The 14,325-nt window shown below is 59.3% G+C and carries 19 protein-coding genes; 13 read left to right on the top strand and 6 right to left on the bottom strand.

The window, feature by feature from the left end; translation table 11 throughout:
• Positions 1 to 3: 3 nt before the first annotated feature.
• Positions 4 to 609 (top strand): (d)CMP kinase, encoded by a 606-nt coding sequence (cmk, locus tag SJY21_RS06900; RefSeq protein ID WP_377508076.1) that lies wholly within the window; start codon positions 4 to 6, stop codon positions 607 to 609.
• Here the strand turns inward: cmk and SJY21_RS06895 are convergent.
• Positions 606 to 1,253 carry a histidine phosphatase family protein gene (locus tag SJY21_RS06895; RefSeq protein ID WP_377508073.1) on the bottom strand — a complete coding sequence of 216 codons (648 nt, stop codon included), beginning with the start codon at positions 1,251 to 1,253 and terminating at the stop codon, positions 606 to 608. The genes cmk and SJY21_RS06895 overlap by 4 nt on opposite strands.
• Before the next feature lie 50 nt (positions 1,254 to 1,303).
• Between SJY21_RS06895 and SJY21_RS06890 the strand changes: the two genes are divergently transcribed.
• The 12 genes from SJY21_RS06890 to SJY21_RS06835 all read left to right on the top strand — a co-directional run bounded on the left by SJY21_RS06890 (position 1,304) and on the right by SJY21_RS06835 (position 10,187).
• Positions 1,304 to 1,933, top strand: a complete 630-nt coding sequence (locus SJY21_RS06890) for a CatA-like O-acetyltransferase (protein WP_377508070.1) — start codon at positions 1,304 to 1,306, stop codon at positions 1,931 to 1,933.
• Positions 1,934 to 2,034: 101 nt separating this feature from the next.
• Positions 2,035 to 2,454, top strand: coding sequence for a DUF6326 family protein (locus SJY21_RS06885; protein ID WP_377508067.1), 420 nt, complete (start codon positions 2,035 to 2,037; stop codon positions 2,452 to 2,454).
• A 205-nt stretch (positions 2,455 to 2,659) separates the two neighbouring features.
• Entirely contained in the window at positions 2,660 to 4,339 is a 1,680-nt protein-coding gene (rpsA, locus tag SJY21_RS06880; protein WP_377508064.1) for a 30S ribosomal protein S1, read from the top strand.
• Between the two features lie 305 nt (positions 4,340 to 4,644).
• Positions 4,645 to 4,926, top strand: coding sequence for an integration host factor subunit beta (gene ihfB / locus SJY21_RS06875; RefSeq protein ID WP_148056290.1), 282 nt, complete (start codon positions 4,645 to 4,647; stop codon positions 4,924 to 4,926).
• A gap of 10 nt (positions 4,927 to 4,936) precedes the next feature.
• Positions 4,937 to 5,287, top strand: coding sequence for a lipopolysaccharide assembly protein LapA domain-containing protein (locus SJY21_RS06870; protein WP_377508061.1), 351 nt, complete (start codon positions 4,937 to 4,939; stop codon positions 5,285 to 5,287).
• Between the two features lie 6 nt (positions 5,288 to 5,293).
• Complete coding sequence (locus tag SJY21_RS06865; RefSeq protein ID WP_377508058.1) at positions 5,294 to 5,941, top strand: phosphoribosylanthranilate isomerase; 648 nt, start codon at positions 5,294 to 5,296, stop codon at positions 5,939 to 5,941.
• Positions 5,938 to 6,387 carry a GNAT family N-acetyltransferase gene (locus SJY21_RS06860; protein WP_377508055.1) on the top strand — a complete coding sequence of 150 codons (450 nt, stop codon included), beginning with the start codon at positions 5,938 to 5,940 and terminating at the stop codon, positions 6,385 to 6,387. The genes SJY21_RS06865 and SJY21_RS06860 overlap by 4 nt, the downstream gene beginning before the upstream one ends.
• A gap of 11 nt (positions 6,388 to 6,398) precedes the next feature.
• Positions 6,399 to 7,625 (top strand): tryptophan synthase subunit beta, encoded by a 1,227-nt coding sequence (gene trpB, locus SJY21_RS06855; RefSeq protein WP_377508052.1) that lies wholly within the window; start codon positions 6,399 to 6,401, stop codon positions 7,623 to 7,625.
• Positions 7,626 to 7,821: 196 nt separating this feature from the next.
• Positions 7,822 to 8,319, top strand: coding sequence for a PepSY domain-containing protein (locus SJY21_RS06850; RefSeq protein WP_377508049.1), 498 nt, complete (start codon positions 7,822 to 7,824; stop codon positions 8,317 to 8,319).
• A gap of 120 nt (positions 8,320 to 8,439) precedes the next feature.
• Positions 8,440 to 9,063 carry a TIGR02466 family protein gene (locus SJY21_RS06845; protein WP_377508046.1) on the top strand — a complete coding sequence of 208 codons (624 nt, stop codon included), beginning with the start codon at positions 8,440 to 8,442 and terminating at the stop codon, positions 9,061 to 9,063.
• Positions 9,064 to 9,199: 136 nt separating this feature from the next.
• Entirely contained in the window at positions 9,200 to 9,649 is a 450-nt protein-coding gene (locus tag SJY21_RS06840; RefSeq protein ID WP_377508044.1) for a PepSY domain-containing protein, read from the top strand.
• A gap of 10 nt (positions 9,650 to 9,659) precedes the next feature.
• On the top strand, positions 9,660 to 10,187 hold the full coding sequence (locus tag SJY21_RS06835; protein WP_377508041.1) for a helix-turn-helix transcriptional regulator: 528 nt from the start codon (positions 9,660 to 9,662) through the stop codon (positions 10,185 to 10,187).
• Here SJY21_RS06835 and SJY21_RS06830 read toward each other — a convergent pair.
• The 5 genes from SJY21_RS06830 to SJY21_RS06810 all read right to left on the bottom strand — a co-directional run bounded on the left by SJY21_RS06830 (position 10,184) and on the right by SJY21_RS06810 (position 14,258).
• Complete coding sequence (locus tag SJY21_RS06830) at positions 10,184 to 10,555, bottom strand: DUF2237 family protein (protein WP_377508038.1); 372 nt, start codon at positions 10,553 to 10,555, stop codon at positions 10,184 to 10,186. The two genes, SJY21_RS06835 and SJY21_RS06830, sit on opposite strands and share 4 nt — an antisense overlap.
• 1 nt (position 10,556) lies before the next feature.
• A complete protein-coding gene (locus tag SJY21_RS06825; protein ID WP_377508035.1) occupies positions 10,557 to 11,720 on the bottom strand; it encodes a serine hydrolase domain-containing protein in 1,164 nt (387 codons plus the stop codon).
• A 63-nt stretch (positions 11,721 to 11,783) separates the two neighbouring features.
• A complete protein-coding gene (locus tag SJY21_RS06820; RefSeq protein ID WP_377508032.1) occupies positions 11,784 to 12,818 on the bottom strand; it encodes a DUF2332 domain-containing protein in 1,035 nt (344 codons plus the stop codon).
• Entirely contained in the window at positions 12,815 to 13,498 is a 684-nt protein-coding gene (gene pth / locus SJY21_RS06815) for an aminoacyl-tRNA hydrolase (protein ID WP_377508029.1), read from the bottom strand. The genes SJY21_RS06820 and pth overlap by 4 nt, the downstream gene beginning before the upstream one ends.
• Before the next feature lie 100 nt (positions 13,499 to 13,598).
• On the bottom strand, positions 13,599 to 14,258 hold the full coding sequence (locus SJY21_RS06810; protein ID WP_377508026.1) for a 50S ribosomal protein L25/general stress protein Ctc: 660 nt from the start codon (positions 14,256 to 14,258) through the stop codon (positions 13,599 to 13,601).
• Positions 14,259 to 14,325: the final 67 nt, after the last annotated feature.

Raw genomic sequence — 14,325 nt, 5'->3', positions numbered from 1 at the left:
AGTATGGCGTTCACAGTTGCGATTGACGGTCCGGCGGCGGCGGGAAAGGGCACGATCTCCAAGGCCGTGGCCGCGCATTTCGGCTTTGCCCATCTGGATACGGGGCTGCTTTACCGCGCGGTGGGCGCGCGGGTTCTGGCGGGGGCCGATCCGGTGCAGGCGGCATTGGCGCTGGACGCCAGCGAATTGGATGGCGATGCCTTGCGCACCGCCGCGATTGCCCAAGCCGCCAGTCATGCCGCCGCGATCCCCGATGTGCGCGCAGCCCTTGTGGATTTCCAGCGCGCCTTTGCGGCCCGCAAGGGTGGCGCGGTTCTGGACGGGCGCGATATCGGCACGGTGATTTGCCCTGATGCAGATGTGAAACTGTTCATCACCGCCAGTGCCGAGGTGCGCGCCCAACGCCGTTTTGATGAACTGACCGGCAAGGGGGCCGCGACCGACTACGCGACAGTTCTGGCCGATGTGAAAGCGCGCGATGAACGCGACAGCAGCCGCGCTACCGCGCCCTTGGTGGCCGCTGATAATGCGGTGCTGATCGACACGTCGGACCTGTCGATTGACGCGGCCGTGGCTCAAGCGATCAAGGTGGTGCAGGCCGCGCGCTAAAGGTGGGTGCGCGCCTTGGCTAAATCGGGCGGTTCAAGGTGGGGAATGCCGTTGAAGGACACCAGATAGGTGCCATCATCGCGGATGCGAAACCGGTGCAGCGACGAATTCCAGATCGGCAGCAGAACGTGGGCCATCTGGGCCGGGCCAAGGCCAAGCGCCTGCCGCATGACCATGGCAATCACCCCGCCTGACGTGATGCACATGACCCGTTTTCCGGGCTTTGCGGCCTCGGCCAAAGCATCGAAAATCCGGCTCTCAAAAGTGGCGAAAGGTTCTGCACCGTTGATCGTGGCGGCGTGCCACGCGGACAGGGTTTGCGGGATGTGATCGGCGAAATCATCCGGCCCGACGGGCGGGGCGACCCCATGGGTCACTTCGATATCGCGGGCAAGGGCGAAATAGTCCATTTCGTTCAGGCGCGCGTCTTGTCGTTGCGGGGCAAAGCCCATGCCACCGGCGGTTTCACGGTGGCGGCGCATGGACCCGGACAGCACCAGGTCGAACCCGTCCTCGTGGGCGCGCAGCCAGTCACCCAGCAAGCCCGCCTGCCGGTGGCCAAGGTCGGACAGCCGGTCATAATCGGCCTCGCTTGTGGCGCCAGTGTTGGCCTGCCCGTGTCGGATCAGATAGAGTTCACCCATCCGCGCTTGATGGCATGTCGTGGCTTGCGGATGCAACAGAAAGGGACGTCGTGGCCGAACATATCGTTGATCTGGAAAGCTGGCCGCGTGCGGCGCAGTTCCGGTTTTTCCGCACCTATGATCGCCCGCATTATGCGACGACCGTGCGGATGGATGTCAGCCACCTGATGCAGCTTCGCAAAGGGCAGGGGGTGAACGTCTATCGCGCCTGCCTTTATGCGATCGGTGCCGGGCTGCACGGCGTGCCGGAATTGTGCATGCGCTTTCGAGGGGACAGGGTTGTGCGCCATGACGGTGTGGCCCTGTCGATGACGGTGCCGACACAGGCGGGGGCGTTCAATTACGCCTATGTCCCGTTTGACGCGGATTTTTCTGTGTTTGATACGCAGTGCAAGGCCTTGATTGACGCGGCCGCGCAGGCCACGGACCTGGGTGCAAACAGCGGGCAGCGCGATGACGTGGCCTATCTGTCGTGCATGCCGTGGCTGGATTACACCAGCATTAACAACGCATTGCCCGGCCCCGACGACTGCATTCCGCGCGTGTCATGGGGCAAGATCGTGCCACGCGGCGATAGCTGGGACATGGCAATGACGCTCGAAGTCCATCACGCGCTGGTCGACGGGGCGCAGGTGGGGGCGTATTTTGCCGGTGTGCAGGGGGCGTTGCACGGGGTTTGAGCAGCACGATATGCGTTTGTGCATAAGGGCCATTGATATTTCGCCAATTTTCAGGCGCCCCTGTTTAAGCGAGGGTGCATCACTGCATAAAGGAATGCCTGATGCCCAGCTTAACCTCTGTATCCCGCCCTGCACTGTCACGCCGCGAGCTGCTGTTCACGCTTTGGGTTTTTGTGATGTTTCTTTACCTTTATTGTGATGTGCTGGGGTTGTTCGACCCGGTGGTGCTGAACCAGTTGATCGGTGGCGGGGTCGGCGGCTTCATCATGACCGAGATGTTTCTGGTCGCGGCAGGCGCCTTGATGATCCTGCCGATAGCGATGGTGCTTTTGACACGTGTTCTGGCACGTCCGGCCGCGCGGATCGGCAATATTGTGGTCGGCGCGATCAAGACCCTTGTGATGATCGCAACTTTGCTGACGCCTTGCACGCTTTACTACTGGATGTTTGCCGTGATCGAGATTGCGACGACCGTGTCAATCGTCGCGCTGGCATGGACGTGGCGGAGTGATGCGCAATAGCGCGAGCCTTGCCGCGCCCCCTTGCGCGCAACGCCAATCCCGCCTATACGCGCGCCTGTTGATGGGTCGTCAGAACGCACAGCAGGGCAGGGTCGGGGTTTTCCGGCCCTGTTTGTTTTGCAAGACGATACCGTGACAGATTGAAACCCAAAGTCCGGCGGAGACGACCGCTTGGCCAACAACGACCGTAGGAAATACACGCCACATGGCTCAGAACACATCTATGGAGGAATTCGAAGCCCTTCTGAACGAAAGCTTCGAAATCGACACACCGTCCGAAGGCTCGGTTGTCAAAGGCAAGGTTATCAGCATCGAAGCTGGTCAGGCCATCATCGACGTCGGCTACAAAATGGAAGGCCGCGTTGATCTCAAAGAATTCGCAAACCCCGGCGAAGCGCCCGATATTTCCGTTGGTGACACCGTTGAAGTGTTCCTGCGTCAGGTCGAGAACGCCCGTGGCGAAGCTGTCATTTCCCGTGAAATGGCCCGCCGCGAAGAAGCCTGGGATCGTCTTGAAAAAGCATACGCAGATGAAGAGCGCGTCGAAGGCGCAATCTTTGGTCGCGTCAAAGGCGGCTTTACTGTCGATCTGGGCGGCGCAGTTGCGTTCCTTCCCGGCAGCCAGGTCGATGTGCGCCCCGTGCGCGATGCCGGTCCTTTGATGGGCCTCAAGCAGCCGTTCCAGATTTTGAAAATGGACCGCCGCCGTGGCAACATCGTTGTGTCACGTCGTGCCATCCTTGAAGAATCCCGTGCCGAGCAGCGCGCCGAAGTCATCGGCAATCTGACCGAAGGTCAGGAAGTTGACGGCGTGGTCAAGAACATCACCGAATATGGCGCCTTCGTTGATCTGGGCGGCGTTGACGGCCTGCTGCACGTCACCGACATGGCGTGGCGCCGTGTGAACCACCCATCGGAAATCCTGTCGATTGGTGAAACGATCAAGGTGCAGGTCATCAAGATCAACAAAGATACGCATCGCATCAGCCTTGGCATGAAGCAGTTGCAGGACGATCCCTGGAATGCTGTTGAAGCAGCCTATCCGCTGGAATCCGTGCACACAGGCCGTGTGACCAATATCACCGATTACGGCGCATTTGTTGAACTGGAAGCCGGCGTTGAAGGTCTGGTTCACGTGTCCGAGATGTCTTGGACCAAAAAGAACGTGCACCCCGGCAAGATTGTATCCACGAGCCAGGAAGTCGAAGTCATGGTGCTGGAAATCGACAGCGCCAAGCGTCGCGTTTCCCTTGGCCTCAAGCAAACCCAGCGTAACCCATGGGAAGTGTTTGCAGAAACCCACCCTGAAGGGACCGAAGTCGAAGGCGAAGTCAAGAACATCACCGAATTCGGTCTGTTCGTTGGCCTTGAAGGCGACATCGACGGCATGGTTCACCTGTCTGACCTGACATGGGAAGGCCGTGGCGAAGACGTCATCGGCGATTTCCGCAAGGGCGACATGGTGCACGCGAAAGTCACCGAAGTGGACGTCGAGAAAGAGCGTATCAGCCTCTCGATCAAGGCCATGGACGGCGATCCGTTTGCCGAAGCCGTTGGCGGCGTCAAGCGCGGCTCGATCATCACTGTCGAAGTGACCAAGATCGAAGATGGCGGCATCGAAGTGTCCTACGAGGGCATGACATCCTTCATCCGCCGCAGCGACCTGTCGCGTGACCGTGCCGAACAGCGCCCCGAGCGTTTTGGCGTAGGCGACAAGGTTGACGTCCGCGTGACCAACATCGACCCCAAGACACGCCGTCTGGGTCTGTCGATCAAAGCACGCGAGATCGCGGAAGAAAAAGAAGCTGTCGAGCAGTTCGGATCCTCGGATTCCGGTGCGAGCCTTGGCGACATTCTTGGTGCCGCATTGAAGGGCGACGAGTAATCAACGCCTTCCAAAGTTTGGAAACGCCCCGCGCCGCAAGGTTGCGGGGCGTTTTCCGTTTCAGGGCCCACGCGCTTGCGAATCGGCTGAATTTGCTGCGTTGCGGCAAGCGCCCAAAGCGCTGGCTGCACCTCGTCAACGCTGCTATCCGTGCGTTCTTGTCCTGACAAAAGCGGCTAAAAGTCGGAAATTTATGGATTTCAGGCCGAAACGGACTATTCCTTGCATGCCCCGTTCGGCCTATAGTTGGGCAGGACAGGCGGGGCCAACCCGCGGCGTAATATATCCTGCCTAGGGGGGCACTCATGATCCGCTCGGAATTGATCCAACGTATTGCAGACGAAAATCCACATTTGTATCAGCGGGATGTCGAGAAGATCGTGAACACGATCTTTGATGAAGTCATCGAAGCGATGGCAACCGGCGACCGTGTCGAACTGCGCGGCTTTGGCGCATTTTCCGTCAAGAAGCGCGATGCCAGAGTTGGGCGGAACCCGCGCACCGGTGAATCGGTCAACGTCGAGGAAAAGCATGTGCCATTCTTCAAGACCGGCAAGTTGTTGCGCGACCGTCTGAACGACAACTAAGGACGACCACATGACTTACATTCGCTATGGCTTTTGGGCCGTCGTTGCTGTGTGCCTGATCGCTGTTGGTCTTGCCAACCGCGCCCCTACCGAACTGAGCGCGATGCCCAAGGCGTTGGCGGATGCACTTGGCTTGTCGCCGACTGTCACGATGCCGCTGTTCGTGTTGTTGTTCCTTGGGGTGGGTCTTGGCCTGTTGATCGGTTTCCTTTGGGAATGGATTCGCGAATACAAGGAACGCGCCGCGTCGCGCGCCAAGGATCGTGAACTCGCCGCCCTGCGCCGCGAGATCGCGTCCCTCAAGGATGAAAAGCACGAGGGCCAGGACGAAGTTCTTGCCCTGCTCGACAAGGCCAGCTAGCGGCTGATGACAACCGGCATTCAAGTCAAGATTTGCGGTCTGCGTGATGCGGACGGCGTGGCCGCCGCCGTTGACGCTGGCGCGCGCTATCTTGGGTTCAATTTTTTCCCCAAATCCCCGCGCTATGTGACGCCTGCGCAGGCTGCCGATCTGGCTGTGCAGGTGCCTGTTGGTGTGGCCAAGGTCGGGCTGGTGGTTGATGCGGATGATGCGCTGTTGGATCAGATCACGGCGCTGGTGCCCCTTGATTTCATTCAGTTGCATGGGCACGAAACGCCGGAACGCGTGGGCCACGTGCGCGCGCGCTATGGTCTGCCCGTGATCAAGGTTCTGGGCGTTGCGGATGCCAGTGACCTTGATCCGATTGACGCCTTCAGTGCCGTTGCCGACCAATTGTTGATCGACGCCAAACCGCCAAAGGATGCGGTTCTTCCGGGCGGGAATGGCGTGGCCTTTGACTGGAAGCTGTTGGCCGGGCGCAAATACTGGACGAAGCCCTGGATGCTGGCCGGTGGGCTGACGCCTGACAACGTGGCCGAGGCGATCAAGCTGACAGGCGCGCGGCAGGTGGATGTATCCAGCGGCGTCGAAAGTGCGCCCGGTGTGAAAGACGCGGGTCTGATCCGCGATTTCGTGCAAGCCGCCCAATCATGACAGTTACCTTTCGTGAAGCGCAGCGCGCGGATGTGCCTGCGGTCATTGCTTTGCTGGTTGATGACGGGTTGGGAGCGTCGCGCGAGGCGGGCGACATGGATATCTACCTGCGCGCCTTTGATGTCATACAGTCCGGCGGTGGGAATACGGTGATCGTCGGTGAACGCGATGGGCGAATTGTTGCGACCTACCAAATCACCATTATCGCTGGATTGTCTTTGCGCGCATCTACGCGCGCGCAGTTGGAAAGTGTGCGTGTCGCCAGTGATTTGCGCGGGCAAGGGATTGGCCATTTGTTGATTGCCGACGCCGAGGCCCGTGCGCGGGGTGCTGGATGCAGCCTGATGCAACTGACCATGAACCACAGCCGCAAGGATACGGCCAGATTCTATGCCAGCCTTGGCTTTACGCCCTCTCACATCGGATATAAACGCGAGTTGATGTAGGGAGACGCGCGATGAACGAACTGTTTAACAGCTTTATGACTGGCCCCGACGAAAACGGCCGCTTTGGCGATTTTGGCGGGCGCTTTGTGTCGGAAACCCTGATGCCGCTGATCCTTGAACTGGAAGCGCAGTATGAACACGCCAAGACAGACGAGACGTTCTGGGCGGAAATGCACGACCTGTGGACCCATTATGTCGGCCGTCCCAGCCCGCTTTATTATGCCGAACGGCTGACGCAGCATCTGGGGGGGGCCAAGATTTACCTCAAGCGGGACGAGCTGAACCACACGGGCGCACACAAGATCAACAACGTGCTGGGCCAGATCATTCTGGCGCGCCGTATGGGCAAGACCCGGATCATCGCCGAAACAGGCGCGGGCCAGCACGGGGTGGCCACGGCGACGGTCTGTGCGAAATTCGGGCTGAAATGCGTGGTCTATATGGGTGCGCATGACGTTGAACGCCAAGCCCCCAACGTATTCCGCATGAAGCTGTTGGGGGCCGAAGTTGTTCCCGTGACCAGCGGGCGCGGCACGCTGAAGGACGCGATGAACGATGCCCTGCGTGACTGGGTCACCAACGTGCGCGACACGTTCTATTGCATTGGCACGGTTGCGGGGCCGCATCCCTATCCGGCGATGGTGCGCGATTTTCAGGCGATCATCGGCAAGGAAGCCAAGGAACAGATGCAGGCCGCCGAGGGGCGTTTGCCCGACACGATCATCGCGGCGATCGGTGGCGGGTCCAACGCGATGGGCCTGTTCTTTCCGTTTCTTGACGACAAGGATGTGAACATCATCGGGGTCGAGGCTGGCGGCAAAGGCGTGAACGCCAAGATGGAACACTGCGCATCCCTGACCGGTGGTCGCCCCGGCGTGCTACACGGCAACCGCACCTATCTGTTGCAAGACGATGACGGGCAGATTTTGGAAGGCTTCAGCATTTCCGCAGGTCTGGACTATCCGGGCATCGGGCCGGAACATGCATGGTTGCACGAAATTGGTCGCGCGCAATACGTGTCGATTACCGACAAGGAGGCGCTTGAGGCGTTCCAGCTGTCCTGCGAGATGGAAGGGATCATTCCGGCCCTCGAACCATCCCACGCGCTGGCCCATGTGATGAAAATCGCGCCCGACTTGCCCAAGGATCATCTGATCATCATGAACATGTGTGGTCGCGGCGATAAGGATATCTTTACCGTCGCACGCGCGCTGGGCTTTGAGATGGGCACCTACTAGATTGCGCCAAGCCGACGAAACAGGGCCGTTGCACGCTGCTGCAGCGGCCCTTTTGCTGACTAAACTCAGGTTTAGGCGTGTCGATCACGGGTTTACCTGCCGCTGGATAAACGGATGATCAATGGCGAGATGCCACTCCACAGGCTTTGATTGGGCTCAAGGCGTGCAATCCGCATGTCCAACCATGGAGACTGATATGAAAAAGACCCTTCTTTCGACAACCGCTGCCATTGTTCTGGGTGCTGGCATTGCATTTGCGCAGACGTCCAACGACCAGATTATCGCCGACCTGCAGGCGCAGGGGTTCACCCGCGTGGAAATCACCAACGGTCCGACACAAATCAAGGTCGAAGCGATCCGCGGCAATGAAAAGCTCGAGATCATCTATAATGCACTGACCGGCGCGATCATCAAGCAAGAGATGGAAGCGGTTGATGCAAATGACGATACGATGCCCGGCGTGGAAATCGACAGCGACTCCGAAGACTTTCTGGATGACGATGAATTCGACGACGCGGAAGATGACGACGAGAGCTACGACGACGAGGAAGACGACGACGAGCAGGACGATGAAGAAGATAACGACGACGATGATGAAGACGATGACGACGACGATGATGAAGACGATGACGACGACGATGATGAAGACGATGACGACGACGAAGACGACGATGAAGATGACGACGACGAGTAACCCGGCGGAGACACACAGTGTCTTCTGAGTGAACTCCAAACGTTTGCTTTCTTGGCCGCCCCTCGGCATCGTTCCGGCGGGGCGGCCTTCCCACCCCAAGCAAGACCAAGGCCAATCCCGATGCTCCAACCGGTCAAATACGAAAAACTGTTCTCCACCCCGGTGTTCCGCTTTCAGGTGCCGGAGGCCGAGGCGTTCAACGCGGCTCTTATGGAAGAGGGTAACCGTATGCGTGCCCTCTCCGAAGGGGCGTCCAAATCCAACCGGGGCGGCTGGCATTCCGAGGGAAACCTTTTCGACAACGATGCGCCCTGCGTTGTTCAACTTAGGGAGCTCGCCACGCAGGCCATCCTTGAAGCCAATGAAAAAATCGGGGCCAAGGCTGACCCCGCCTCGCTCGCGCTCAAGATTTTTGCGTGGATGAACGCCAATCCAAAAGGCGGCTTCAACGCGCCCCACACCCATCCTGGCGCCCATTGGTCGGGTGTCTATTACGTGGCACAGCCCGAAATCGAAGAGGGCAATTCCGGGATGATCGAATTTCTTGATCCTCGCACTGACCTGCCGAACTGGCGCATTCTTAAGGCAGCGCCATTCCGGATGAAGAAAAAGTTGCGACCCGAACCTGGCGAAATGATCCTGTTTCCCTCTTACCTTGCCCATTGGGTCTATCCCAACGAAGCGGACGAGGAACGATGGTCGATCGCCTTCAATGGGACGTTCAGAAAAGCAAAGAAAGGATGACCATTCATCCGGTATGCCAGATGATGACAACCATGCTGATGAAGATGATGACGATGATGATGACTGACAAAAACACTGCTCACGGAACCGACACCACCTGCCGCATGGCGGGGGGCAACGCGTTGGGGCAACGTCTATGATTCGAGTCCTTGCTGTTCTGTTTGCCCTGCTTGCTGCGCCTGCATTCGCGCAGACGCCGCTGGATGCCGTGGTGAGCCAGCTTCAATCACAGGGATACTCCAGCATTTCCGTTAACCGGACGCTTTTGGGGCGCATCCGGATTGTCGCCATAAGTGAGGCATATCGGCGCGAAATAGTCATGAACCCTACCACCGGCGAGATTTTGCGCGATTACTGGATCACGCTGGGGGATGATGGTGCCATGGGCGCGCTGCTTGATCGTCCGGGGGGGAATGGTCATGGCGGCGGGTATGAAGACGACGATGATGATGACGAAGATGATGATGACGACGATGATGATGACGAAGATGATGATGACGAAGATGATGATGACGAAGATGACGATGATGAAGATGATGACGACGATGATGATGATGACGACGATGAAGACGAAGATGATGATTGATCGCTAACGGATGAAGCTGGGGCCACTCCTTCTTGCCTTGTTGGTCGCGCAAGTCATTTGCGCGGGGTTTTTCCTGTTCTCGACGCTGTCAGCGTTGCTGGGTTTGCCACCGATCAGTTGGCGGGCACGCGAATTGATCGAAATTGCTGCGGCCTTGGGATTGATTGTCGGGGCGGTGATGGGGGCGGTGTTGGCCGCGCGTGCCTTGCGGCGCACCGCCAAGGTCGAGGGCCAGTTGCGGCTTGCCTCGGGCGCCTTCATGGATGTGCTGGACGAAAGGTTTGCCGAGTGGGGGCTCACCCCGGCGGAAAGGGATGTTGCGCTGTTCTCGATCAAGGGCGTTTCGACGGCTGACATCGCAGTAATGCGCAACACCTCGGAAGGGACAGTCAAGGCGCAGACCAACGCGATTTATCGCAAGGCTGGCGTGTCGGGCCGCCCGCAGCTGCTAAGCCTGTTTATTGATGATCTGATGGCGGGGCCATTGCCGAACGGCACGCGCACGGATGGCGATCTTGGCGACGACACAGCCGCCTAACCAGTTGCATAGCGCTCCAAAACATCCATCGGCACGATCTCCAGCGCCCGTTCGTGGGTCGCTGCAAGGTTGACGCGCGGCGCGCAATTCTCGTCGTGTGCTTGCAGGAAACGGCTGGCACAGAGGCACCAGTGATCCCCCGGTTTCAACCCTGCAAACCCGAATTCGGGGCGCGGTGTCGTCAGGTCGTTGCCAAGGTATTTCGAGAAGGCGAGGAACTCTGCCGTCATAACGGCGCAAACTGTGTGGCTGCCACGATCTTGGGCGCAGGTATCGCAAGCGCCATTGCGAAAGAACCCTGTAACCGGATCCATTGAGCAGGGGATCAGCGGTGCGCCGAACACGTTGCGGGACGGGTCCATATCCATGCTAAAGCCCCTGCGCGATCTGCCGGAAGATGGCGATGTTCCGGTCGGCCACACCCGCCTCGCGAAAGGCGCGATCAGCGGCATTGACGGCGATCACCACACCGCGCGCCGTGTCGATATAGATGTATTGCCCGTATATTCCGCGTGCCATTGTGACGCCTGCATCAGATCCCTGCGGGATCCACCATTGAAAGCCATAGCCGATATCACCGGCTGCCGTGGGCGCGCTGGGCGCGATGCTGTTGGCGATCCAGTCGGCAGGCACGATTTGGTTGCCGTTCCATTCCCCACCTTGCACAATCATCGCGCCAAAACGGGCGTAATCACGGGTCGACATGTTCAATCCGCCCAGCACAAATGCCACGCCATAGCCATCGGTCAGGTAATAGGGGCTCCCCTCGAGGCCAAGCGGGCGCAGCACCTTGTCATTCAGCAGATCAGGCACCGAGCGCCCGGTTGCACCGCGGGCCACCATCCCGACAATATGCGTATCAATCGACACATATTGCCATTGATCGCCCGCATCAGTGAAGCGCTGGTCAAGACCGGCAGCAAACCCGTCCATTGACCCGCCAAGCCCAAGGATGCGGCCCATTTTGTTGATATCACTCCAGAAATCCAGGTAATCCTCGTCGAACACCACACCGGACGACATGTTCAGGACGTTGCGCAGGGTCGCGCCGTCATAGGCTGATCCGGCCAATTCGGGGGCATATTTCGTTACCGGATCGTCGATGCTGTCAATCGCACCTTCGTCAATCAGAATGCCGATCAAGGCGGACAGGAACGACTTGGCCACCGACCAGCTGATGCGCTGATCATCCGCGTCGCCACCCAGATAATAGCTTTCGTGGCGCAGCTGGCCGTCTTGCAAGATCACCAACCCAGTGACGTTGCGCGCAACGATCCAGTCCTGCACCTCGGCGGGCAAGGCATAGGGGGCACCGGCGGGCAATGGCGACACCGGCCCGTCGCCACGCGGCATCTCGACGGTCACGAACAGGGTATCCATCGCTGAAAAGTTTCCAACGATCTTTTTGGTGGAAAACAGGCTGTTGACGGCCATCAAGCGCACCAGTCGTTCCCGCTGCCAGATGCCCAGAACCAGCGCGACAAGCAGCAGCACGATACCCGCGCGCAGCAACCATTTCAGAAACGTTTTCATCTGTTTTTCCCTTTTCGCCCAGCCTGTCACGCGCGTCAGACTTGCGCAATTGCAACCCTGCGTTCAGGGCGCGGCCCACTGGATCCAGCGGCCGTGAAAATCGACGCGGCCCAGATGGATCGGCGCGCCGTCACCGGGCCAGATGCGCAGGGTCAGTGCGGCGCCGGGTGTTTGCTCGTCCCCTTCCAACCCCAGCCAAGCGAGCGGTGCAGCATCAGTGGCGCGCGCGCCAGCCGCCGTGATCAGGGCAGCGCCACGAGCCTGCACAGCAGGGGGAAAATACTGCCACGCAATCGTGTGATAGATCAGGTGCAGATGGCCATCGTGGGGCGTGGCCAACCGTGGTTCAAGCCAGTCGATCGCATCGCCTTTGTCGGGCATTTGCGCAGGCGCCAGTGCAGCATTCGTCAGTGCCATACGTTCGGGCTGATCGGGCCAAAGATAGGCGCGCGGGCGCAGACTGTCGCGCTGCGGGTCAAGCGGGTTCAGATCAACGGCTGCGCGATCCACGACTTGCGGGGCGGTATCGGGGGGCAGAGGGCCATCCCACGTGGGGTGCAAGGTGAGGATCGGATCGGGTGCACCAAAGTGCCGGCCTTGCGCAACCATCCCGTAGCGATCCCAGTTCAGGTTCAGCCCTGCACTTGCGCCCAGTTCGGACGTGACCATCGGTTGTCTGAACCGGTCAGCCAACCAATGCCCTGCCGCGATCAAGGCGGCTGATCTGCGCACTTCGTTGGTTTGCGGGGGCGAGTCGATGAAGGCGGTGATGAAATCACCCTCAACATCCATCGCTTGAAAAATTGCTGTCTTGAGCGAATTGTCGTCCGGTTGATGTGGCGGATACACATCCGCCAGCCCTGCGCGCCCTTCGAGGCGCAGTGCGTGCAACGCACCACAAAGTCGCAACGGCACGCTTTCGCCACCTGGTGTCAGATCGCCCGGCCAGTTGAACATGCGCAGGGTCAAAGGGCTGTCGGGTTGCAGGTGATCAGCCAACAAGTTGCACAGCTGCGCCATAAAGGGTGAGCCAAGTGCCGCACAGTTCACGGCCTGAAACCGGAAGGCGGCGCGCAGATCGTCGGGATCGCGGATCATTGGCGAAACTTGTCTGCCAGTTTCTGCAAGGCGCTGCGCGTGTCGGCGGCAGGTGGATCGGGATCCGGTGCGCTGGCCGGTTTCGCCTTGGGCGTTGTCGTGGATGATCGTGCCGGTGCGACCCGCAGGGCAACCGCGTTCAACGCGCGCGGCCCGTCCCCTTGGGCCAGTGCAACAGCCCCGTCCGACAACCCGCGCAGCACGTCATCCAGCCATTCGGCATCTGCCTTGGCGAAATCACGCAGCACATATCCGGGTACGGCGTCTTTGTGGCCGGGATGGCCCACGCCCATGCGCACACGGTCGTAATGCGGCCCGATATGTTGATGGATCGAGCGCAATCCGTTGTGCCCTGCATGCCCGCCGCCCGCTTTCAGGCGCACCTTGGCCGGGGCCAGATCAATCTCGTCGTGAAAAACGGTGATGTCGGTGCTGTCGAGCTTGTAAAAACGCATTGCCTCGCCGACGGATTGGCCGGACAGATTCATAAAGGTTTCGGGTTTCAGCAGGACGATCTTGTCGGTGCCAAGCCGCCCCTCGCTGACCTGCCCCTGAAACTTGGCGCGCCATGGCGCAAAGCCGTGGTCGGCAGCAATCTGATCGACCGCCATAAAGCCGACGTTATGACGGTTTTGCGCATATTTCGCGCCGGGATTGCCAAGGCCTACAAACATTTTCATAGGCGCAAACTAGCGATGATCACGGCCCCTTACCAGCACCCCAGAACGAAAAACGGGGCCCCGAAAGGCCCCGTTTTCAAATTCATTGTCGTGGAACGATTTATTCCTCGGCAGCGTCGTCGCCAGCAGTTGGCACTTCGTCGGCTGCGACTTCTTCTTCGGTTTCGTCTTCGTCATCTGCCGACCGCAGGCTGGAAGGAGCCTGAATGTTGGCGATCACAAAGTCACGGTCGATCGTTGGCTTCACGCCTTCTGGCAGATCGATCGAGGAAATCGTCACGGTGTCGCCAACTTCAAGGCCGGTCAGGTCAACGATGATGTGTTCAGGAATATCGCCCGCAGTTACCAGCAGTTCGATTTCAGGACGCACAACCGTCAGCACGCCGCCCTTTTTGATGCCGGGCGCGTCGTTTTCGTTAATGAATTCAACGGTCAGGAACAGCGCAATTTTTGATGTGCGCTTGAGGCGCAGCAGGTCAAGGTGCGTTGGCAGGTCCTTGACCACATCACGCTGCACGTTACGGCAGATCACGCGGACGTCTTCCTGGCCTTCAACCTTGAGGTTGAACAGGGTCGACATGAAGCGGCCAGCGCGCAGGCGTGTCAGCAGCGGGTTGAACGGGATCGAAATCGGCAGCGGATCGGCGTCACCGCCATAAACGATACCGGGAACATTGCCGGCGCGGCGGGCGGAACGTGCCGCACCTTTGCCTGTGCCGGTGCGGATGTCAGCGTGAAGATCAGGAATTTTACCTGCCATTGTCTTGTCCTTTGCATATCTCGCGCACCCCTTTTTCGTTTGGGGCCCGCTTTCAAATATGGGCATG

The sequence above is a fragment of the Octadecabacter sp. R77987 genome, from assembly GCF_042466115.1.
GTDB lineage: Bacteria > Pseudomonadota > Alphaproteobacteria > Rhodobacterales > Rhodobacteraceae > SW4.
The sequence above is the reverse complement of the archived record's forward strand: the minus strand, read 5'-3'. Positions and strand labels throughout refer to the sequence as shown.

Coding starts and splice junctions, on each gene's coding strand:
- SJY21_RS06840 (WP_377508044.1), top strand. CDS start 9,200: ATGATTCGAGTCCTTGCTGTTCTGTTTGCCCTGCTTGCTGCGCCTGCA.
- SJY21_RS06885 (WP_377508067.1), top strand. CDS start 2,035: ATGCCCAGCTTAACCTCTGTATCCCGCCCTGCACTGTCACGCCGCGAG.
- SJY21_RS06845 (WP_377508046.1), top strand. CDS start 8,440: ATGCTCCAACCGGTCAAATACGAAAAACTGTTCTCCACCCCGGTGTTC.
- pth (WP_377508029.1), bottom strand. CDS start 13,498: ATGAAAATGTTTGTAGGCCTTGGCAATCCCGGCGCGAAATATGCGCAA.
- SJY21_RS06865 (WP_377508058.1), top strand. CDS start 5,294: ATGACAACCGGCATTCAAGTCAAGATTTGCGGTCTGCGTGATGCGGAC.
- SJY21_RS06825 (WP_377508035.1), bottom strand. CDS start 11,720: ATGAAAACGTTTCTGAAATGGTTGCTGCGCGCGGGTATCGTGCTGCTG.
- SJY21_RS06850 (WP_377508049.1), top strand. CDS start 7,822: ATGAAAAAGACCCTTCTTTCGACAACCGCTGCCATTGTTCTGGGTGCT.
- ihfB (WP_148056290.1), top strand. CDS start 4,645: ATGATCCGCTCGGAATTGATCCAACGTATTGCAGACGAAAATCCACAT.
- SJY21_RS06835 (WP_377508041.1), top strand. CDS start 9,660: ATGAAGCTGGGGCCACTCCTTCTTGCCTTGTTGGTCGCGCAAGTCATT.
- SJY21_RS06860 (WP_377508055.1), top strand. CDS start 5,938: ATGACAGTTACCTTTCGTGAAGCGCAGCGCGCGGATGTGCCTGCGGTC.
- SJY21_RS06820 (WP_377508032.1), bottom strand. CDS start 12,818: ATGATCCGCGATCCCGACGATCTGCGCGCCGCCTTCCGGTTTCAGGCC.
- SJY21_RS06895 (WP_377508073.1), bottom strand. CDS start 1,253: ATGGGTGAACTCTATCTGATCCGACACGGGCAGGCCAACACTGGCGCC.
- trpB (WP_377508052.1), top strand. CDS start 6,399: ATGAACGAACTGTTTAACAGCTTTATGACTGGCCCCGACGAAAACGGC.
- cmk (WP_377508076.1), top strand. CDS start 4: ATGGCGTTCACAGTTGCGATTGACGGTCCGGCGGCGGCGGGAAAGGGC.
- SJY21_RS06810 (WP_377508026.1), bottom strand. CDS start 14,258: ATGGCAGGTAAAATTCCTGATCTTCACGCTGACATCCGCACCGGCACA.
- rpsA (WP_377508064.1), top strand. CDS start 2,660: ATGGCTCAGAACACATCTATGGAGGAATTCGAAGCCCTTCTGAACGAA.
- SJY21_RS06870 (WP_377508061.1), top strand. CDS start 4,937: ATGACTTACATTCGCTATGGCTTTTGGGCCGTCGTTGCTGTGTGCCTG.
- SJY21_RS06830 (WP_377508038.1), bottom strand. CDS start 10,555: ATGGATATGGACCCGTCCCGCAACGTGTTCGGCGCACCGCTGATCCCC.